Raw genomic sequence first — 20,961 nt, 5'->3', positions numbered from 1 at the left:
AGGCGGGTCGTGAGTTTGGTAAAACTCAAGCCACTCTTTTTTCAGGGCATCAAGTCACGTGCAAAATTTGGATATTTGATTTGGTTGATTGCTGCTCCAAAGATGGATGGCTTGATAAGCTACACATTGATTTGTGCCGCGAAGAAGACAAAAAATTGGGGAGGGCGAAGAAGGATTACTTAGCCCATTATGTGGGTGAATATTGTTCTGAAAAAATATTAGGCGTGTGTACGGAATATAAGAATACCTACTGTGTTTTTGATAGCAAAATGGCGCGTATTGTGCAAGAAGAAGGGCGCTTAAAACAGCTTAATCCCAATGCGTTAGGCGATGCGGAACACACCACCTGTCCTGGATTAAGTGTGGGTGAGTTACAGCGCTTAGATATGGGGCGTATCAATTTTTTGGCTCCGGTATATCCCTATCCTCATGGAAGCTCAATGAAAGAGGCCGGCATTGTGGGGGACGTTAGTTTAAATAGTCCTAATCCTGACAAAACCATGGAAGAGATAAAGCGGCGTGTACAACAAAGGGCTGCATCATGATGAAACGACTTGTCTTCTTTTTAATGCTCCTTGCAACCCAAGTCCAGGCCGATTTTGTAAAAGTTCCTGCACATGGATTTCATTGGTATAGCCTAGATGCCAAAGAGCCTAAGATTAAGCCTCAAGAGTTGCCAAAAAAATCGGCGCCTCACCCTACCCCTTATGAACAACTCATGGAGGTTCGACGTGCCACCTTGAATAAGTTGGCTCAAGCGTTAATGAATCCTTCATTTGAGGGAACTTTGGACTACATGAAAGCACAACAAGCGTACGCCAAAAACAATCAGAAATTTGTGCAATATTGGCAAGAAGTCTTAATGACGCATCCTGAATTGGATCATACCTTGAATTTTCCTACGGATAATTCAGCAATTGCTATTCGCAATGACTCCATGAACCTCTTGATGGAACGAGTGATTAAAGAAGGGGCGAAGCGCTATGGTTTGATTCTTTTTTATAGGGGGAATAGTTCTATTTCCCAAAAAATGATTAGCCATCTCGTACCTTTTGTGATGCATACTCATTTTGCCATGATTTCTGTGACTACAGATGGACAGCCCATTGATGGGTTACCTAATCCGAAAAACATTCCTTTGGAAGTGGTGCAACAGACGATGAATTTTCAATCACGTTATATGCCAGCACTGTTTCTTGTCGATTTAAAAACGCAAAAAATGTCGCCTTTGTCTTACGGTTATGTCTCTGTGGCTGAGTTAAAAGAGCGATTATTGGATGTGGCGACCCATTACAAACGATTCAGTTATGAGGGAGTTGGCGCATGATCTCTCGAATACTTTTGATTTTATTGTGGTGCATCGCCCAGATTTCATATGCTAATAAGGCGGTTGACGAACTCAATGCATTGCTCGTTAAAAAACAAGTCCCCAAAACGAGTAGTGTGCCACCAAGCCCTGAAATTCAAGATTTGTCCGAACATTATTATTTTGTGTTTATTTATCGCAGTACATGCCCTCATTGCCATAAATTTGCACCTATTTTAAAGGATTTTTCCAGTACGTTTCATATCAAAGTTCAAGGATACAGTCTAGATAGTGAGTCGTTGGATGGGTTTGATGCCAAACCATTAACCCCAGAATTATTTCAAACTTTTTATGTGGACGGTGGGTTTAAAGCCACAGTGCCCGCCCTGTTTTTAGTCAATCGCCATACGCTCCAAGCCTATGCTGTATTGTTTGGGCAAGCATCTCCTTATCAATTGGCACGCCGTGTCCACGAATTAAAGCAACACATTGAGGAGCGATTTCATGAATAAAGTTTTTGGGTTCATTATCGGATTGGTTTTTTGCACGAGCGCATGCGCAGGTCACAATATATTTGACGAGCTCCCGCAACTAAATAGGTTCGATTTAGTGTCTGAGGGTGATTGCCCAGCATTTAACACTCAAAAAAGATGCAGTGATCTGGATAGCGTTTTTTATGGCTGTAAAGAAATACCAGACAGTCTAGAGGAAGCGCATCAAAGGATGGCTTTGGATGATGCACAAAATGCAGGAGGGCAATGATGATGCAATTCATAGTCGTTATATCCATGTTTTTTTTGAGTTGCCTAACCTATGCCAGTGCAAGTGATGATCTGAATCATTTTTTTAACCATTTAGGTTATGGAGCGAACGTAACGGGCATGCATTCTTATGAGTCGCAAGCAGCAGGTTTTGCTTCATTAGGTTCTGTCTATGCAAGAAATCAGGTGCGAACAATTCAGATTGCCCATGTGGATGTTCCTGGGTTTCGTTCGGGTTGTGGCGGGATTGATGTATTTGCTGGAGGGTTTTCTTACATTAAGGCATCTCAAATTGTTGATTTCATGCAATCCATTTTAAGCAGTGGTGCGGGTTATGCCTTAAACCTTGCCCTTGAAACAGAGTTGCCCGAAATTGCGCATTCCATGCAGTACATGCAAAAACTGGCTAACGACATTAATGGCACTAATTTTAATTCGTGTGAAATGGGTGAAAATTTAGCTGCCGCAGCCTGGCCAAGAAATCGGGCAGCCCATCAAAAATTATGTGAAGACATAGGAAGCCACACCGGTAAATTTAGTGATTGGGCACAAGCGCGACAAAAATGTTCTACAGGTGGCGAGATGGAACACCACCTAGAGGCTGCGAAAAACAACCCCGAGTACAAAGACCGGGTTTTAGTCAATACCAATGTGGTTTGGGATGCATTACAACTGAATGAATTTATCAAGAAGGATTCAAAAATCGCTGAAGCTTATATGTCGATTTCAGGAACTTTAGTATTTGATGCGAAAGGTGGTATCCAGACTTATCCTTCTTTGGCAACGAATCAAGACTTTATTAAAGCACTACTTTATGGTGGAAAACTTCCCAGTTATCAATGCACCGATACGGGTACTCCAATTAAATGTGTGTCGATTAATGCCCAAGGGAATCAAACCATTCAAAGTAAAGATTCATTGGTTTTTCAGGTACAAACACTGCTTCAAGGAATATACGAGCATATTAAATCAGGAACAGCGTTAACTGAGGAGCAAAAGGGTTTAATTGAGATGACCCAACCTTCAGTGTTTCAGATGATTTCAGCGAGCGCCCAACAAAATATAGGCATTCAAAGTAGTTATGAGTTAGCGCAGAGTGTGGCTACCGATTTGCTTGCCCAATATCTGGCTAATTCGCTTGAGGTGATTCGTGCATCACTTGCAGGCAAAGATTTAGGAAACATCAATGAAGAAAAGCTATTTAAAAGCATCCAAGTGGCACAGGAATTTGTGGCACGCTTCAATAGCGACACTCGCGAACGATTTAATGCGGCACTCACCACGAATCAATTAGTGCAGAACAACGTAAAACAAGCGCTCCATACATTAACGCCGATGTTACGGAAAACTTATATAGGAGGGGCAGCATGAGTCCATTATTAATTTATACCCCGCAAAATGGAGAGTATTTAAAAACGGTACTTGATGCAGTGGTGACTTTATTGGGTGAAGAAACTTTTAAGACAGGTATCGACATCATCATGATTTTGGCAGTATCCGTGGTGGGTTATCAGTATGTGATGGGTAAAAAACTGGGATCCTTAGTCCAATTTGTTGTGCTTTCATTTTTTGTGTCTTATTGCTTGTTGGGTATTCGCGTTCCTGCGGCCATTATTGACATGCAATATGAAGCAAATGGTGCGGGTCCTGCATTAACTGTGGATCATGTTCCTTTAGGAATTGCTTTACCTGCTGCATTAATTAGTGGGATGGGGTATGGAGTAACACGTGCGTTTAGTGATGTATTTCATATGACTAATGATTTAGACTACATCAAGTCGGGGATGATTTTTGGATCAAGAACCTGGCTTGCCGCAACCAATACGCGTCTGTCAATGTCGCCCGATTTGGCCTCTGACATGTCGGCCTACATCAGGCAATGCATCTTTTCAGCAAAACTCTTAGCCAGTCATCAAATCACACCACAAGAATTAATCAACAGTGATAATTTAAGTAAAACCTATTTTGAAAATCCTTCGCCGGTTTATCGTGTGGTTTTACAGGATGGTAGAAATTTAAGTTGTGGGGAGGCAGCAAAAGATCTCAAAGAACGTCTACCCAACGCTGCAAAACTTGAATTAGAGCGTTTGGCACATTTACTGACTCTAGATAATACACAGAAAGATAACCCAGACACATCAAGCCAGACTGCATCAGATAAATTCACTCGCATCTATGAAGCTGCACATCAATATTATATGAATATTTCTACCAATGCAGCCTCCGTGCTCACCCAAAACATCTTAATCAATGCAACACGCGATGCAGCAGCTGATGCCTTTGCCTTTTCGGGAGCGGATGCAGAGCTCATGAATTACACCAATACAGACAGCATGCAAAAAATGCATGTCGCGGAAGCCAACAGTTTTTGGCTTGCCAGTTATCGTCTTCCCTATTATATGACGGTGATGTGGATAGTGACTTTATGTATTTTTCCATTAGTGGTTCTCATTGCGTTAATTCCAAGCATGCAGAATGTCTACAGTATTTATTTAAAATCACAAATCTATCTTTGGTCGTGGCCACCGATGTTTATCATCATTCATTTTCTGGTATCGCTTGCCTCCAGCAGCATCATTACCGTGTTTGGTCAAAAAACCGGAGGAGTTACTTTTTCCAACATTGATTCTTTAGCAAGCTTCCACAGTAACTTTGCTTATACTGCTGGAGCATTGGCAGCCAGTGTGCCTTTTATTGCCCTTTACATCACAAAGGGATTAGGTCAGATTTTAAGTACCTCATCACAGCATTTTGGCGGAATGATGCAAAGCCTGTCCTCCAGCGAAGCACAATCTGCGGCAACAGGGAATGTATCGATGGCAAATTATAGTGGCTGGAATATGAATTATGAAAACACAAGCCACCATAATTTATCGGCGAATAAGCATGATTCCAATTGGACTCACCTCCATGGCATGCATACCATGCAAATGGAAAGTGGTGTGTTAAAAACCATGACAGGCAGTGGTGATGCGGTATTTGATGTCAGTCCCGCCATGACGCGAAGCCCTGTACATATTTCTGATACCAAAGCGTTAAGTGGTTCATTGAATCAGGCATTTGAAGAATCAAGACAGGCAGCAGCCAATGAAAGTCAGCATTATCAGACAGCACTCTCGAACTTTTCTCATCGAGCAGTGCAATTATCGAAGTTACAAGGTCATGACATGCGACTTGGTGATAGTGTATCTGAAAATGAATCAGGTCAATACAGCCAAGCGCTCTCGACAATGGCTCATATTGCCGCAGATGTTGCCAAACGAGAAGGGATCTCACAAGAGGATGCTCTGGCACGGATGACTTCTGCGGGGTTAAATGCGCATGCAGGAGTATCAAGTGAAAAGAGCATGTTGGGAAGTATTGGCAGGTTTGCATTTGGAGTAACTGGTGGTGTAGATGGCCATGCCAAATTGGAGCGCTCTTCAACCAGCACAGATAGGTATCATGAAGGGACTGACTCTGTTGTTTCTGCCAAAGAAGCAAATGATTTTAATCAGGCACTCAATTACGTAAATCATTTTGCGCAATCGCATCATTTGGACAACAGCTATTCACAAGGCGCAAGTCTGTCCAATCAAATAGGGGCTGATTTGCGCGATGCACAGACCGCAAGTCATAACTTTGATGCATCAATGTCACATGCAGCACGAATAAGCACGGCTCGAAGTTATGTGGAATCCAATTCTAAGCAGATTACAGCGGATCTAAATCAAGCATTTGTAGGCTTTGTTGCGAGCCGAACTACGCAAGATGAGCGAGATGAGCTGTATTCCCGCCCAGGAGATATGGCCTCGTTACAAAAACTACAGGCTCTTGGCAATGAATTTTTGAGCAAACAACGTGATGGTTTAATTGCTCGCTTTGGTAATGCGGACAAAACAGCACACCTTGACTCCTTATATCAGCATGGATCTGCCCCGTTAAAAGCCAAAGAAGGGGAACTGGGAGTACACTATAAACATAATGACAGCGCCTTGCAAAACGCTGCCAAAACTAAAGAGCTGGGTGTTGATTTAGCAAGCGCTGAAGGGTTTAAAAACAGGATTGACAAACAAATCGATGCAAGTGTTAAGACGACCAATCAAGGAGGAGGACAACTTCAGGCTCAATATCAACAAGCGGTGCATACGACCAATAAAGACATGACAGAGGGAAAAAAACTAGGCCAGGCCAATTTGAATCCGATTGTGCCTGAGGCACTAACCAAGTGGGCTGATCATCACGACAAATCAGCCCCTAAAAAGGAGCTTATCCATGAATAATAAGGACAGGAGTACTCAAGAATTAAAAGAGGCAATAGCTCAGGATATCGAAACACTAAAAACATTGGAAGTCGACATCATGCCCGCTCATGAGTATTACCAGGCAAGCCTTCATCTGTTTCGGCAGGTTTTTTTAAAACTCTATGGAACGATTCTGTTAGGGTTTATTCTCCCTATTCCCTTTCAATGGTTGTTTCAGACTCGTTTTTGGCAAGACATTAAAAATGAGTCTATTTGGGCTTTGGTTAAAGGATATTCGTGCATGGCGCTTCTTGCTTTGGGTTTGTGTGCTTTTGCATTTTTATTTTTGTACAGTTCGCTAACTCACTACGTTTTAATTGACCATCAATTAAAAGACAAGCTTAGAACAGGGCAGTTTCTGGTTGAAAAAATAAGGATGGCAGGAACGCTTGCCTACCGTATTTTTGCCTTGATTGTGCTTGCCCCCGCACTCTTTTTGCCACCGGGTTTTTCTTTGTTTCTTGCCATCGGCGCATTGTTTGCCAGTGGCTTAATTACGGGGATTGTTGTTGAAATGGAGCTCAATCGGATTGGCATTAGCACACTCTTTACGCTTGTAAAATCCTATTTTGACCCGAATAAGAAGCCTAATCATGATTTGATTAAAAACAATTAAAACAAACCAATAAGATTATTTATTAACCACAAAATCAAGCAGTGGAAGCCGCTGCTTTGCCTAAAAAGAACAGGAGGCAACAAATGAGCAATGAATCCAATTACAAACATTATACCCGTGGTGGCCAAATATCGTTTCATAATCTGCGCATGTGGTTCCAAGTCAATAGAGCGCTTTTTAATGTATACCTGGTTATTTGGATAGGGATGACAGGGTTAGTTACATGGGTGAGAGCACCTCATGGAATGCTGACTCAGACTTTGTATTATCACTGTGCCAAATTTTATCATCTTGTTGGAAAGAGCCATGTATTTTCGGTTCCTGTTCAAGGAGGACATGCCGCTCAATCGGTGGAGCAACTTCTTCATAATGCTTATTTTTCAAGAACTTCTGCTCGCTGTATGGATCTTTTTGTTGGATCCATTGGATGGGGATTTTTGTTGTCCCTAACCCTTGCTTTCGTGGTAACGCGTTATTTTATTTATCGGGGAAAATCTCAAACTCAAAATCAATTTATCCGTGGTACAAGCCTTTCATCACCCAAAGAACTCAAAAAACAAATGATTCAACATAATAAAGCCTCAGATTTAAATCTTGATGGGTTTCCTTTAGTGCTGAATTCTGAAGTGCAGCATTTCCTGGTACATGGGACAGTGGGTATGGGAAAAAGCCAGTTTATTATGAAATTGATGGATTGCTTACGCGCTCGGGGTGATAGGGTCATTGTTTATGACAAAGGATGTACGTTCATAGAGGCTTACTTTCAAGAAGGGCATGATGCGCTACTCAATCCGTTTGATGAACGTTGTGCCAATTGGGATTTATGGAAAGAGGCACCCAAAGAGGAACTATTGGAAAATATGGCGGAAAGTTTAATCCCCATGCACGGAGAAAACGATCCCTTTTGGGTGAATGCCGCACGTACCGTATTTGCTTGTGTTGCAAGTCGAATGCGAGATGATAAAGAGCGCTCTTTATCTAAATTGCTGCAACTCTTAGTCACTGGTGAGTTTAGTGAGTTGGAACCTTATCTTACTGGAACTGCTGCGGCAACCCTTGTGAGTAATAAAATAGAAAAAACAGCCATTTCTATTCGCTCTGTAATCACTACTTATCTTAAATCATTGCAATCCTTAAATGGGCTGGAACAATCTGGGAAGCCAACATTTTCCATTCGAGATTATTTACTCAATCAAGAAGAGTCAGGGTGGCTTTTTATCTCATCTAATGGGGAGCAACATGAGTCGTTAAAACCATTAATCTCCATGTGGATCGCTATGGCTTCATTGACTCTTTTAAGCCTCACCGAAGATCCAAATCGACGTATTTGGTTTATTTGTGATGAACTACCAAGCCTCCATAAATTGCCTTTATTGGGAGAAACCATTGCAGAGGTTAGAAAATTTGGTGGATGCTTCTTGTTGGGAATGCAAAGTTTTAGCCAATTGGAAAAAGTATATGGTCGTAGTGGCGCTTCTGAGATTTTTGATTTATTAAACACGCGTGCCTTTTTTGCAAGCCCAAGCTATCAGATGGCGCAACTTGTCAGTAAAGAGTTAGGCGATGAAGAAATCGATGATACACGTGAAAATTATTCTTATGGTGCGAATTCAATTCGAGATGGTATTTCTTTGGGCAAAAACAGAACTACTCGTCCTGTAGTAGCTTACCCTGAAATCATGGATCTTGCTCCTCTTACCTGTTATTTGCGTCTTCCAGGTCAATTTCCCATGACCAAACTGGAACTTATTTATCAAAAAAGAACAGCCAAGGCAAAAGGATTTATTTCGCGAGCTATGCCTGTTTCTGCACCAATGACAACCCACAAGAGTAGTCACAGCTCAGAAGACGTCAATGAAGAACAAGACATACGTAAGTCTTCTTCACGACCCAAAAAGAAAGCGCGTGAAATGGGTATGGAATCTATTTTTTAAGCCTTGAGGATGCATGATGCTAAGTTTACAAATAAAACCTATTAGAAACCCAAGTTATTATTTTGATAAAGAAAACTATTATTTTAGAAGCCAATTAACTACAGAATGGGTTGGGAAAAGTGCTGCAAAACAAAACCTATTGGGTGAGGTGGATGAACATACACTAAAAGCCGTTGTTGGCGGAATTTTACCCAGTGGTGATGTCATTGGACTTAAATCCAAAAGCGGTGAAATCAACCATCGTGGAGGATATGACTTAACTTTTTCAGCGCCAAAGTCAGTCTCTTATCTTGCATTGGTTTCAGGACATAATGAGTTTATCGAGTTACATTTAAATGCAGTAAAAACAGTATTAAAGTTTATTGAAAAGGAAGCAGCCTCTGCCCGAAAGTCAGGAAAAGAGGGTGTGGCATATGAAAAAACAGGGAATTTGTGCTTTGCAACAATTCTTCATGATACCTCACGAGAATGCGATCCCCAGCTTCATGTGCATGCCTTGTTAATGAATGTCACCGAGCGTCTTGATGGTAATTGGCGCGCTTTGGCTTCTGATATCAGCCGTAATCACGGTACTATGGAATGGATTATGGACAACCAGATTTTATTAGGCCTGGTCTATCGTTCAGAACTTGCATTAGGTCTAAACCAAATGGGATTGGAAATTGAGCACACAGGTGATGCCCATGGTTTATTTGAAATAAAACATTTTGATCAACAATTATTGCAAAGAATGTCGAAACGCCGCTCACAAATTGAAGAGCATGTTCAGGAAATGCATTCTGACTCGTTAAAAGCCTATGACAGAGCAACACTTCACTCTCGAAAAGCAAAAGAGCATGTAGATCCTGAGATTTTACGGCAGCGTTGGACAGAAGAAAGCAAGACATTAGGCATTAACCCGTCCACTTATCTTGAACGTTTAAAAGGACAAACTAAGGAGTTTAACGCAAGCGAAGAGAACCAGACGAATAACCAAGAAATGAGTAGGGCAGTCAAAGAAGCCATAGCTCATCTTGAAGATAAAAAACTAAAGTTTACTTATCAAGATTTATTACAAAGCAGTCTTTATTTTTCATTAGGAGAACAGCGTCTTGAAACATTGATGGCACAAATTGATCATGAGATTAAAACAAAAAACCTTATTGCTCTTGATGCAGAAGACAGAAGTTTTACTACGCAAACGCTCATCAATAAGGAGCGTGAACTTGTTAATAAAATATCAAGCTTTAAACCACAAACAAAATCGATACCGCGAAATCAGGATAAAATCAATGAATTAACGGGAAATCAATCAATTCAAACTGTTGTGACTCAAGCCTTATCCTCTAAAGAGGGCATTATTCGGATTAAACAACAAAGTGCTGTATCTCGTGAGTTTTTAAGCACTCTGATTGATTATGCAGAAGATTCGAAAAAAATTCGTATATTGAGTCCAATCCAATTAAGTACATTGCGTACGAATCAAGAAATGACTAAATCTCCATCAACTTTGTGGCAGTGGGTTTTATCTATTGGGAAAGAGGATTTATGTGAAACTGTTTCAGGATTTAATTATCGCCATGAATCAGAACATAAACTTCCATTTTTCAAGAGTAAAAAAGGGCGGGAATTATTTATAGTCGATGATGTCCAACGCCTGTCTGCTGATGAGATGAACACGTTACTAACCATTGCTGACAGGCGTCAGGCTAAAGTGGTGCTTCTGGAGAAATCACACGCTTTATTGGGTTTTAAATCGGATATTCCCGATCTGCTCAATAAGGCTCGGGTAACAACATTGGAGGTTGAGGATAAACCGTCTTTAAACGCTCATATTAATCTCATTGAAGCAAAAACCAATGAGGCACGGCTTTTAAAAACAGCGCAAATGGTTTGCGATTTACCTTTGAATCAAAGACGCAGTACACGTGTGCTAACGGTTTCAAAGCTCGAATCTAAAGAGATCAATGAGATGATTCGCGCCCAACTTAAAGAGAGGGGCGAACTTTCATCTCATGAAAAAGTGATTCATACCTTAACTCGTCTAACACTCACGGATAGTGAAAAGAAATTGGCCAAAAGCTATGAACAAGGATGGGTGTTAATTCAAAATTCGCGTGCAGGTTTTAAAAAATGGACGGTGCTTGGCATTCATGAACAAGAAAATCAATTAGTTGTTCGTGATCATCACGGCATTAAGTCGACCTTGTCTCCTCAATCGATTTCAAAATCGGCACACGTCTATGAGCAAACCCCACTATCTGTTGGGATAGGGGATAAGTTAATTGCGACAGGAACTCTTAGTTTTGAAGGAATAAAACTCGGTACTCAGTATGAAGTATCCGCGTTTACTCGGCATGGGATAAAAATAAAAAATGGAAAAAATACGATTCATTTAATAACGGATTCTGAGAAGAATTTTCCTTTGAGTTACGACTATGCCAAAACAATCTATGCCGAGGATTTTAAACCTGTAGAGCAAACAATCATTACGCTTCCGGCTTATGCGTTTAAGAAAAACACCATGTCCTTGTTATCGGAGTCAAGCAAAAAAGAATTAAATATTATTACTGATGATGTTGATAAAGCCAATCGCTATGCCTTAAAAACAACCTCCAAAACTTCAGCACTCTCCCTAACGTTAGATGCTGCAAAAACCAATCATGGGATATCTCTTATTAATCATGCAACCACTTCAGAATTATTAAAAACGCTAGAAGAAGCGTTAATGCATTTGTCTTTTGATAAACCCATAAAAACTGAAAGCGAAAAAGCATTAAGCTTTGCTATTGCACATCTTTCTGAGCGGGAAGCAGCATTTTCACGCGCTGATTTGCTTAAAGTAGCGATTAATAAAGCTCTTGGTAAATCTGGGTTTGGTGAATTGAACGATACGGTAGATAGCCTAATCGCAAGCGGTTCTTTAATTTCAGGGAAAAAGAGTTTGTTAACAACAAAGGAAGCAGTTTTATTCGAAGAATCAATTATTAACACAGTGAAATCAGGAATTAATGCGGTTAAGCCTTTGATGAGCCGTGAAGAGGTTCAAAAGCAATTAATGACCACTCCACTTACTAAAGAACAAAAGGAGGCTTGCGAATTAATTACAACCACACCCGATCAATTTATTATCATTCAAGGTTATGCTGGAACTGGAAAAACAACCATGACTCGCACAGCCATTGATTGCATGAATCAAGCACAATCTATGGCCTCTGAAGGCATTGAGCTCATCGCAGTAGCTCCTACCCATCAAGCTGTGAAGGAAATGAGGGCATTAGGAATCCAAGGGCAAACCTTAAAAAGCTTTCTGATGGAACAAGAGCAAGAAGCAACCTTAACACATAAGTCTTTAGTATTGCTTGATGAGTCCTCCATGGTATCCAATCGTGATTTTGCGAGTCTCGTGCAAAAAGTTAAAGATTCAGGGGCGCGTTGTGTGCTCATGGGGGATATAAGCCAACATCAAAGTATTGAAAGTGGAAAACCAAGCAAAATATTAATGCAGGAGGGAAGTATTCAAGTTGCGTGGATGGACGCTTTGGTGAGACAGCAAGTCGAAGAATATAAAAGTGCAATTGAAACGTTGATTGGTGGGGAAGAAGATAAGGCATTGGTTCAATTGAGCTCATTGTCTTTGAATCTGATTGAGAGGAACCATGCCGATAGTCCTTATCATGAACTAAAATCTTCGGTTATTGAATCAGGGAATAAAGAGCCATTCCAATCGCTGCAGAAAGAGTCCTTAAAAGCCAGTTTTAGTGAACAATTAAGCCAAAAAAGCCCAATTGCTCTGGCTGTAGGTGATTATTTATCACGCACACCCGAATGTCGCGATAAGACCATTGTCATTATTCATGAGAATAAAAATCGAGAAATTGCCAATAACCTCATTCGAGATGCTTTAATTGAAGAATCTACTCTAGGATCTGAAAATAGGGTAGTTCCTCGCTTATTAAGTACCAACTACACCACTGCAGAACTTTATCACTGTGAAACCTATCGTGATTGCCTAGGAAAAGGGGAGCATTTTTTGAAAAAGGCAGAGCAGTATTTCAAGGTGGTTTCAATCGATGAACAAGCCAAAGTCGTGATTTTGAATGATCAAAAAGGAAATAAAGTGCTCTTTATTCCTGAAAAGGAAAATAAAGACTGGAACATTGAGTTGTTTCAATCCTTGCCAGGCAAAATTTCTGTTGGAGAGAAAATTCATTTTAAGAAATCTGATAAAGCGTTAGGCCGTTTTGCCAATGAACGGGTACAAGTAACGAGCGTACGGCAAGAATCATTTACGGTGAAAGATAACCAGGGTATTGAACATGTATTGCAAAAAAATGAGATGAAAGATACTCATTGGGATTATAGTTATACTGCTACAAGTTATTCCATCCAAGGTGCATCATCCCCTTTTGTTATTGGTGTAGCAGAAACAGGCAATGCCAAGGTCAATCATCTGCGTTCATTTTACATTATGGTTACGCGTGGTTCATTACATGCCATGATTTATACCGATGACATTCAAAAATTAAAAAAACAATTGCGCATTAATCCTGAAAAAAGCTCAAGCCTGGAAGCATTAAATCGATTGGGTTCTAAAATCAAAAGAAGCCAAAATACCACGTTGTCCGAATCCCAAAAACGCGTACGTAATCAATCCCCCATAAAGGAGCCAATCATTCAATATGATACCCATACCCTATCACAAAATTTATCCCATCATGCAGAGCTTGTTATTGAATCGCTTCTTGGCCAGCCTAATCGTACTTTATCTTCAAATAAGGAGTATCGATACGGTACTAACGGCAGTTTAACCTTTTGTTTGAGCGGTGAAAAAAGAGGGACGTGGTTTAATTTTGAAACCTTGGAAAAAGGAAATTTGCTGCATTTAATTCAAAAAACATTAAATCTAAATTTTAAAGAAAGCCTCGCTTACGCGGCAAAATTAACTGGTGATGATTTAAGGAAAACAATTACATCCATACCACAAAATTCTAAGCCAAATAAAGAAAAGCAACCAGAAGGTTTAAGTAAAACCCAAAACTATGGAAAGCAATTAGCGCAAGAATCAAAACCTGTATCAGGAACAATCGCAGAAATTTATCTAAAAGAAATTAGGAAAATTCATAATATTTCAGGTGAAAATATTCGTTATCATCCGAAAGTCTATACCAAGAGCACCGAGGCAGTAAAATACAGACCAGCATTATTAAATATTGCACGAGATAAAGACAACAATGTAGTTGCAGTTGAAGCTGTCTACCTGGATCCAAAAACGGGAAATAAAGCGGCTATTAACATAAAATCCAAGAAAACCTATGGGGCAAAAATAGGTGCTGGAGTCATTTTAAATGAAGGAAAAGAGAAAGAGTGTGTTACTTATCTTGCAGAAGGGGTTGAAACAGGTTTGAGTATTCGTGATGCAGCCCAAACGGAACGTGTTATCGCCACTCTTGGAAAGAGCAATTTTCTAAATATTGATATGGCTCTTCTTACAAATAGAGTCGTTCTTTGTCTTGATAATGATCTCAAACCCATTAAAGAAGATAAAGTAATTATTCAAGCTATTGAACGATTAAAACAGCATGGAAAAGTGGTTGAAATTGCCATGCCTATTCGTGGCAAAGACTTCAATGATGTGAATAAAAAAAGTGGCGTACAAGGTGTTGTTGAATCATTAAATAAAGCGATGAACATCGATAAAATTATGGGAACCACTAACAAAATTGATGTGAATAAAGAGCAAATTAAAAAATGTCTTGAATCAATTTCACAACAAATGAGGGTAGATATTTCTGAGAATAAAAATAAATCTATTGAAAAAATTAAAGCACTTCAGCGAGAAGAAATGGAGATATATTAATTTTCCGTGAATTACGTAAAAAATATATACTCTCCTCTCCAGCCTAATTAATTATTGATATATCCCTCAATGAAATTATCTACTTTCTTTTTAATTGTTGCTATATGCTCCTCTGCATTTTCCGATCCTTCAGGAAGTTTATTTTTATCACAGACACAACGAAATATATCAGCGCTTATTGCCAGTAATCTTAAAAGATGAGTAGTGTGTTGACGATTTAATTCCTCTTCTTTTTCTAAACGTCTTTTTTCTTCCTCATTAAGCCCTGGATTTTCTTTATTATGGAGATAAACTTTAATACCTAATTCAATCATTTCCTTCATGGTTTGAGACGCTGAATCGTGCTCTTCATCCCTTTTAATTATTTCAAGCTGGTCAATTGTTTTTTGATTCAGGTAGCAATAAGCCTTAGGCATAAAATCCTCTTTGTAAATTTTTTATGTGCACTTTAGTACGTGGGTTTAGATTATTTTAGAAGCTATTATACCATCGCTTTTTAGGTGTTTAATAGGTGTGTTTTGTTAATTTTACAGTGTTATTAGAGAAATATATAGGTGTGCATTGGGTGTTGATTTATTATAACTTATTGATTAATATTAAAGAGTGGATGCACACCTATAGAAAATTGAGACTAATGTAAAATTTAAAAACCAAGATTGCATCTAAGCCATTGAATATTATGTAAAATTATTTATGCCATGCTAATGGCGAGGGGTGTGTTTGTTTCGTGTTATTCTAGATTCTTGTGATGTGTATTCAATGGGTGTTTTTATATTTTTAGATTTAAATTATTTGGTAATAAGAGCGCACAATAAATTGCGAGTATGTGATTTTATTTTTTATAATTAAATTACGCGGGATATAATCCAAAATAAGGATATTTTTAACATGAACTTGATTAAACTGATTTTAAAAACAATTGCCAAGATCATTCATTTTCGCCCATATTCTGAGTGGACTGAAGAAGAAAAAATAGAATATGCTAAAAGGCAACGTACTTTTAATTCTTCTAATCAATTAAATGAAACAAGAATAAATCCGGCTACTGGGCTTCCAATGATTGGTTGTCTTGACGTTAACGGAAATTCTTTTGGAACTAATCACAGCAATGACCATTTCAGAAGAAACAATGACGACTATTATCGTTTCTTTTCTTCTACAAGTTACAGCAGTAGTTACGATCCATTTACTAATCGCTATTAATAGCGCATCAATAATGCGAATCAAAAATAAATTGATGGGAAATTATGGCTTTAAATTAGCGCAAAAAAGTTAATGAAAAAGAAAGAATTAAATTAGATATAGAGCGTTCGCCTTATAGTTTATTTATTATATAGATTTGCCAAATTCCAGGCGCGTAGCCATGCTCTCAATATAGCCGTTGTGCAGGTCTCACCGTTTGGAGTTTCAGCACAAAAACGGCCTTTAATTATGGCCATCAATTTGGCATCGCGACATGGTGTAGGAGGAATTCCTTTTTTAAAAGCATGTGCACCCAATACAGAAGCTGTAACGATTTGTTGTTCGAGTTTGTTCATTTTAAACATCCTGTTAACTTGTCAGTAGAGCAACTTTTGAATAATCACTAAATTGCACCACCTCATGCAGGTGGCGCAATACCATGCCTATTTAATCGTTACTGCCCACCTTTTAATTCCATCATTTTTTCAGCAAGTGTCCATAGAGCTTTATTTAATTTGATGCTCTGATCAATTCCTGTTACCTGACGAGTACGAAAGCGCTTGGGATAACCATGCGAATCCTTTGAGTACCCACTTACTCCACCTTTGATAACATTTTCTTGAACAATATTAAACACTGTAAATAAATCATTTGCGTTTGCTTCTTCTCTTCTACGTGGAGCAAGCAATTTTGATGACGCAATATCACCTCCTATCTCACTGTCCTCAAATCGCAATGTATGTGCAGCGTTTGCAAATAATTGCTTTTCTTGTTGATCCAGCGTTACTGAAGCCATTTTATGTGATGATTCAATCATTAACTGTGAGTCTTCGATAATTTTATAAGTACCCTCAATAATATTTCCAACAATATCACCCTGGTGGCGCACTCTCAGTTCATCATAAGAATGGCCAGCTACGAGACCATTGCTGCAAACAAGACGAAATACACCTGCATTTAAACGATAGGAAGACAGGCCATTGTGAGAATTAACAAGAACAAGCTCAGGAAATAATTGAGTAAAAGATGGCTTTGTATCACGGTGACGAAAACGGATCATGTGCTTCGTAAATGCTTTTTTAGTTTCCATTCGACAATTACTTTGATGAGCCCATGTTGGATAAAATCCTTCTTGCATTAACCCTTCAATGACATTGATGGTTGAAATATGTTGATATTTATCGCTGGTGTGCTCTGCACTTTCTTGAGTAAAGATTGATGGTGCTTTACGTCTTAACATATCAATAGTTAAGTAATTGGTATGTAACATTTTTGTTATCCTTATTTGTGGTTTAACCATGTGTCCCGATTGGACATTTTTATAATAGCAAAATCAGAAGCCGATGTCAACAAATAAACGCGACAAAAAATTGTTGATTTCTTATGGAATCCTACATTATAATAAAATGTCCACTTGATTTGGGACTCAAGGTTAAACCACAAATAAGGATAAAAATAAAACAATGACTATTAAGCTCAGTATTAGCCACTATGACAATCAGAACCGTTGGCTATACGGTGAAACGGATAATGGCAACAAGTATGTGTTTATTGATGAATGGCATGAAGAGAAAAGGACTTATTATCCAGTTCTTTATACTTGCACTCGTAACGGCTTACCCTATATACCGCTTTATGATGAGAACTATGAAATTAAGTGTGGATTTAACCATACATGGGATAAATCTATTGTCGAACGTTTTTCAAGTGCATATGCAGTATATACTGCAATTCTTGAATAGTTACAAAATAAGTCTGGCAAATAACTGGATATATAAATAAATCAGAATGAGCTAATAAATCCTGTTAAGTATTTTATCTACCGTTTTAATGAATGAGGCATTCATGAAAGAACAATTGCAAATTGTCTTAAGAAAAAATCGCCGATCTGGTGATTTGATCCAGATTGCACGAAAGGCAGACAAGAAAAAAATCATCCATAGCTATCAAGAAGGAGTCGACCCTTTATCCGATACCCCGTTTTTAAATAAAGCTGAGCTATTTGAATTGAAGTGGTTTGATCAAATGCTTAAATTTTTCCTTGAACAGACAGAGAGTCACGCCACTGATCTAGAGCGTTATCGTTTATTTATGCCTGAATCACTCTATCAAGCGATGTATCATCTTTGGGTAAGATGTGAGGAAAATAATATTGATTATCGCCCCATGGATTCCATAATTAAATCCATTATTAACAAAATTAAAGCAACTGAAACTAAGCTTTACGAGAAAACAGGGGAACGAGTTAATGTATTAAAAGATATTAATTTTCGTGAACTCGTCACGGATACTGATAAAGACGCACAAGATGCAAAAACTATATTTAGCACATTAATTGAAACCCCGAAGTTTTTTGAGTTTTTTAATCAGATGGCACAATCAAAATATCGGAAATTATCAAACATTAAAGAAAATCACTTTAAAGGGTACGCGAAAGCACATCATTTGCCGCCAAAATGGGTTTATGCTTGCGCTATTGATGTAATTGCCAAACGCATCAACCCACTATCTATTATTACAGAAGATTGTTTATTCGTGCTTTGGGTTAAGCCAAGTCTTCGTATCGGGATAAGTAAAGACACACTGCTTGGTCAGTTAAATGAATGGGGTGTTAGTCACCATATTATTGAGAAAACCAGGCAATTAGAGCTTTTTTAGTGTTTAGTTAAGCATGTATTGCAAAAGATCGTGGAGTATTTGTCATTAAATCCTGGAAACCATTTCAGTACAAAGGTACATCCTACCAATTAAATCATCTTGATGAATTTAATTGGGAATTTATTCAACCCGCAATTAAAGATAAGCCGGAAAAGCGCTATGATTTTGTTATTGCGTTTGGCCTGCATTGTTTTACTCGTGGATTAAATAGCCACACCCAGGAGACTTGGCAAGACATTGAAATGGATCTTATTTATTCAGACTCCAGAGAAAAGCGTATTTTTTGCTTTTCTCGCTATGAATTATCATATCTCTTGCCTGAAATTGCTAAACAGGTTGATCACCGTTCCTGCTTCCATACCGGAAAAGGGAATTTTTTTACCATCGAACTATCAAATCAACAGGAGTATGAGGTATATTTTAAGGTCTCGAAATCAGGTAAGGGATTGCTTCGTTTGTTTATAGAAAGCGCTTATGTGCGCGACAAACAGCATGCCTCTTCACGCCCACAAAAGAAAAAAATATCTTTTTTTGTTATAGCCCATCACATACAGTCAAATAAGCCAATAAAAATACCACCCAAATAAAAAACCCTGTAAAACAGGGCTCTTTATAAAATAAACTAGGCTCGCTTTATAATCGCTCTTGGGCAGATACCGACCTTAGATCGGCGGAGGAGTGCATGGCTTTCACCATCCTGTTCATACACTCTGTAGCATAATTATGGCAGGTTATTGCTCAAGTATCAAATTGTTTTTGGATTTCACACTCTATTTTTTACTGATTTTAGGATATTTAGGATGTTCCCCTCATTTGCAGGTCGCAGATATTATCCCCAAGAAACTCATGCTTTGTCATTAAACTCTCGCAACAATCTGGCTAATCTTCATAATGATTCGTCCATGCATCAATACAACGCTGGATTATTCAAAGTCAGATTCATCATGACGATTCACAGCACTAAAAAATCCTTCCTCAGCTAACTGCTTGCACACTTCTTTGATGGTTTCATGAGCAAACCCACGACCACTTAAAAATCGATAAATCCGTGTTTTTGATTTCTCAGGATGTTCGTCCTTTAATCCCCTGCTCTTGCGGCGCGCTTCATCCAAAGCCCGTGGGTATTCATCACCTAGATTAGCCAGCACCTCATCAATTACTTCATCACTGACGCCTCTTTGGCGCAAAGACTGAATCGTAAACCGATTGCCTTTGTGCGCGTAATGCTGGGCAGTGCTCTCGGCAAGACGGTGGTCACTAATTAAATGCAGTTCATTCAGGCGCGTGATGGTCGACTGAATTAAGGCATCAATATCTGGCTTATCAGCAAAGGATTTTTCCAATTGTTTGCTAAGCTCGCGCTCTGTATAGGGTCGTTCTGATAAAAGCTTCATCGCTGCATCAAGTAAGGCACTCATACTTACTCCTTTTTGTATCGTTTACTGCAGTACTTTTCTTCAAAATATTTTTTTAAAAGTCCACGCAATGTTCCGCGACTTAACCCTAAAAGCTGGGCAGCTCTGCTTTGATTGTACTGGCAACGCACCATCACAGTTTCAATGAGCGCAGGCTCAATTTGCTCCAAAACCATACGATGTAAATCAATAACCCCATTGCCGTAATCCCTAAGATAACGCTGAATCAACTCGCTTGTTGCTTCAGACAAAGGCGGACATTCAACCTGCTTCTCATTCATGCTGTCATTGTTCCTTCTACAAAATAACCTATAAAATCCAATCAGTACTAAGAGTACTTAATTGGTGCGCAAGAATAATTTTTTTTGTATGAAGTCACAAGAAAAACTTAACTTCATTCCCTTGAATTTTTACCGAAGCAACCCTATTTTTAGATTATCCAAAAACAATAATCAAGGAGAAGTCATGAACGATTTGAGAAAAACATTGCCAATTTATCGCGAGATGGGTAGTTTGCTGGATAATTTTTTTAATCTACAACAACGTGATGATGCCTCATTTATTGAAACAAGCACCTGGTCACCCCTGGTCGATATTAAAGAAGAAAAGGATTGCTTTCTAGTACTGGCAGATATCCCTGGAGTAAAAAAGGAAGATGTCTCTATTTCTTTAGAGCAGCACATACTGACGCTAAAAGGCGAGCGCCATTTTGAAAAAACAGAACATCAAAATGGTTATACCCGAAGAGAACGTGCTCAAGGACAGTTTTACCGCCGTTTCAGCCTGCCTCAAACCGCAGATGATGCAAAAATTACGGCACATTATGCCCATGGAGTTCTTGAAATCAGAATTCCAAAACGAGAGGCGGCTACTGAGAAAAAAATAGAAATCACTGTGGAAAACTGATGCTTTATAAGGTCTCTTCGGAGACCTTTCACCAAAACAGCACCACACCTAAATTATTTAA

General features: G+C 39.0%; 19 protein-coding genes. 14 read left to right on the top strand and 5 right to left on the bottom strand.

Annotation, left to right across the window (positions count from 1 at the left end; all coding sequences use genetic code 11):
• The 9 genes from traN to traI form a co-directional block, all read left to right on the top strand.
• On the top strand, positions 1 to 545 hold a 545-nt coding region (gene traN, locus Lsan_RS00265), incomplete at its 5' end, for a conjugal transfer protein TraN (RefSeq protein ID WP_162265577.1).
• The gene (gene traF / locus Lsan_RS00260; protein WP_237761994.1) at positions 542 to 1,327 is read left to right on the top strand and encodes a type-F conjugative transfer system pilin assembly protein TraF; all 786 of its coding nucleotides are present in this window, start codon (positions 542 to 544) and stop codon (positions 1,325 to 1,327) included. The genes traN and traF, both read left to right, overlap by 4 nt.
• Positions 1,324 to 1,818, top strand: coding sequence for a type-F conjugative transfer system pilin assembly thiol-disulfide isomerase TrbB (gene trbB / locus Lsan_RS00255; protein ID WP_058512541.1), 495 nt, complete (start codon positions 1,324 to 1,326; stop codon positions 1,816 to 1,818). Before traF ends, trbB begins: the two co-directional genes overlap by 4 nt.
• Positions 1,811 to 2,068 carry a hypothetical protein gene (locus tag Lsan_RS00250; protein WP_058512540.1) on the top strand — a complete coding sequence of 86 codons (258 nt, stop codon included), beginning with the start codon at positions 1,811 to 1,813 and terminating at the stop codon, positions 2,066 to 2,068. The genes trbB and Lsan_RS00250 overlap by 8 nt, the downstream gene beginning before the upstream one ends.
• Positions 2,068 to 3,438, top strand: a complete 1,371-nt coding sequence (locus tag Lsan_RS00245; protein WP_058512539.1) for a conjugal transfer protein TraH — start codon at positions 2,068 to 2,070, stop codon at positions 3,436 to 3,438. The genes Lsan_RS00250 and Lsan_RS00245 overlap by 1 nt, the downstream gene beginning before the upstream one ends.
• The gene (locus Lsan_RS00240) at positions 3,435 to 6,329 is read left to right on the top strand and encodes a conjugal transfer protein TraG N-terminal domain-containing protein (RefSeq protein WP_058512538.1); all 2,895 of its coding nucleotides are present in this window, start codon (positions 3,435 to 3,437) and stop codon (positions 6,327 to 6,329) included. Before Lsan_RS00245 ends, Lsan_RS00240 begins: the two co-directional genes overlap by 4 nt.
• Positions 6,322 to 6,966, top strand: coding sequence for a hypothetical protein (locus Lsan_RS00235; protein ID WP_058512537.1), 645 nt, complete (start codon positions 6,322 to 6,324; stop codon positions 6,964 to 6,966). The genes Lsan_RS00240 and Lsan_RS00235 overlap by 8 nt, the downstream gene beginning before the upstream one ends.
• Positions 6,967 to 7,049: 83 nt before the next feature.
• Positions 7,050 to 8,900: a type IV conjugative transfer system coupling protein TraD gene (gene traD / locus Lsan_RS00230; protein ID WP_058512536.1), complete on the top strand. Its 1,851-nt coding sequence runs from the start codon at positions 7,050 to 7,052 to the stop codon at positions 8,898 to 8,900.
• 13 nt (positions 8,901 to 8,913) lie between these two features.
• A complete protein-coding gene (gene traI / locus Lsan_RS00225; protein WP_237761993.1) occupies positions 8,914 to 14,739 on the top strand; it encodes a conjugative transfer relaxase/helicase TraI in 5,826 nt (1,941 codons plus the stop codon).
• A gap of 47 nt (positions 14,740 to 14,786) precedes the next feature.
• On the opposite strand, the gene Lsan_RS00220 is transcribed toward traI, so the two are convergent.
• Positions 14,787 to 15,155: a hypothetical protein gene (locus Lsan_RS00220; RefSeq protein WP_058512534.1), complete on the bottom strand. Its 369-nt coding sequence runs from the start codon at positions 15,153 to 15,155 to the stop codon at positions 14,787 to 14,789.
• Between the two features lie 472 nt (positions 15,156 to 15,627).
• On the opposite strand from Lsan_RS00220, the gene Lsan_RS00215 reads away from it, so the two are divergent.
• Positions 15,628 to 15,942: a hypothetical protein gene (locus Lsan_RS00215; RefSeq protein ID WP_058512533.1), complete on the top strand. Its 315-nt coding sequence runs from the start codon at positions 15,628 to 15,630 to the stop codon at positions 15,940 to 15,942.
• Positions 15,943 to 16,061: 119 nt separating this feature from the next.
• Here Lsan_RS00215 and Lsan_RS00210 read toward each other — a convergent pair whose 3' ends face one another.
• Both Lsan_RS00210 and Lsan_RS00205 read right to left on the bottom strand, forming a co-directional pair.
• A complete protein-coding gene (locus Lsan_RS00210; RefSeq protein ID WP_058512532.1) occupies positions 16,062 to 16,277 on the bottom strand; it encodes a hypothetical protein in 216 nt (71 codons plus the stop codon).
• 98 nt (positions 16,278 to 16,375) lie between these two features.
• Positions 16,376 to 17,191: a DUF932 domain-containing protein gene (locus tag Lsan_RS00205; RefSeq protein ID WP_058512531.1), complete on the bottom strand. Its 816-nt coding sequence runs from the start codon at positions 17,189 to 17,191 to the stop codon at positions 16,376 to 16,378.
• A gap of 193 nt (positions 17,192 to 17,384) precedes the next feature.
• On the opposite strand from Lsan_RS00205, the gene Lsan_RS00200 reads away from it, so the two are divergent.
• The 3 genes from Lsan_RS00200 to Lsan_RS21330 all read left to right on the top strand — a co-directional run bounded on the left by Lsan_RS00200 (position 17,385) and on the right by Lsan_RS21330 (position 19,166).
• Positions 17,385 to 17,663, top strand: a complete 279-nt coding sequence (locus Lsan_RS00200) for a hypothetical protein (protein ID WP_058512530.1) — start codon at positions 17,385 to 17,387, stop codon at positions 17,661 to 17,663.
• 103 nt (positions 17,664 to 17,766) lie between these two features.
• Positions 17,767 to 18,579 carry a hypothetical protein gene (locus Lsan_RS00195; RefSeq protein ID WP_058512529.1) on the top strand — a complete coding sequence of 271 codons (813 nt, stop codon included), beginning with the start codon at positions 17,767 to 17,769 and terminating at the stop codon, positions 18,577 to 18,579.
• A 242-nt stretch (positions 18,580 to 18,821) separates the two neighbouring features.
• Positions 18,822 to 19,166 carry a hypothetical protein gene (locus Lsan_RS21330; RefSeq protein WP_058512528.1) on the top strand — a complete coding sequence of 115 codons (345 nt, stop codon included), beginning with the start codon at positions 18,822 to 18,824 and terminating at the stop codon, positions 19,164 to 19,166.
• 336 nt (positions 19,167 to 19,502) lie between these two features.
• Here Lsan_RS21330 and Lsan_RS00185 read toward each other — a convergent pair whose 3' ends face one another.
• Together Lsan_RS00185 and Lsan_RS00180 are read right to left on the bottom strand one after the other, a co-directional pair.
• Positions 19,503 to 19,997, bottom strand: a complete 495-nt coding sequence (locus Lsan_RS00185; protein ID WP_058512527.1) for a regulatory protein RecX — start codon at positions 19,995 to 19,997, stop codon at positions 19,503 to 19,505.
• A 2-nt stretch (positions 19,998 to 19,999) separates the two neighbouring features.
• Positions 20,000 to 20,275, bottom strand: a complete 276-nt coding sequence (locus Lsan_RS00180; protein WP_058512526.1) for a helix-turn-helix domain-containing protein — start codon at positions 20,273 to 20,275, stop codon at positions 20,000 to 20,002.
• A 184-nt stretch (positions 20,276 to 20,459) separates the two neighbouring features.
• On the opposite strand from Lsan_RS00180, the gene Lsan_RS00175 reads away from it, so the two are divergent.
• Complete coding sequence (locus Lsan_RS00175; RefSeq protein WP_058512525.1) at positions 20,460 to 20,900, top strand: Hsp20/alpha crystallin family protein; 441 nt, start codon at positions 20,460 to 20,462, stop codon at positions 20,898 to 20,900.
• The last annotated feature ends 61 nt before the right edge of the window (positions 20,901 to 20,961 follow it).

The organism is Legionella santicrucis (assembly GCF_001468135.1).
Taxonomy (GTDB): domain Bacteria; phylum Pseudomonadota; class Gammaproteobacteria; order Legionellales; family Legionellaceae; genus Legionella; species Legionella santicrucis.
This window is presented reverse-complemented; position numbering and strand designations above follow the sequence as displayed.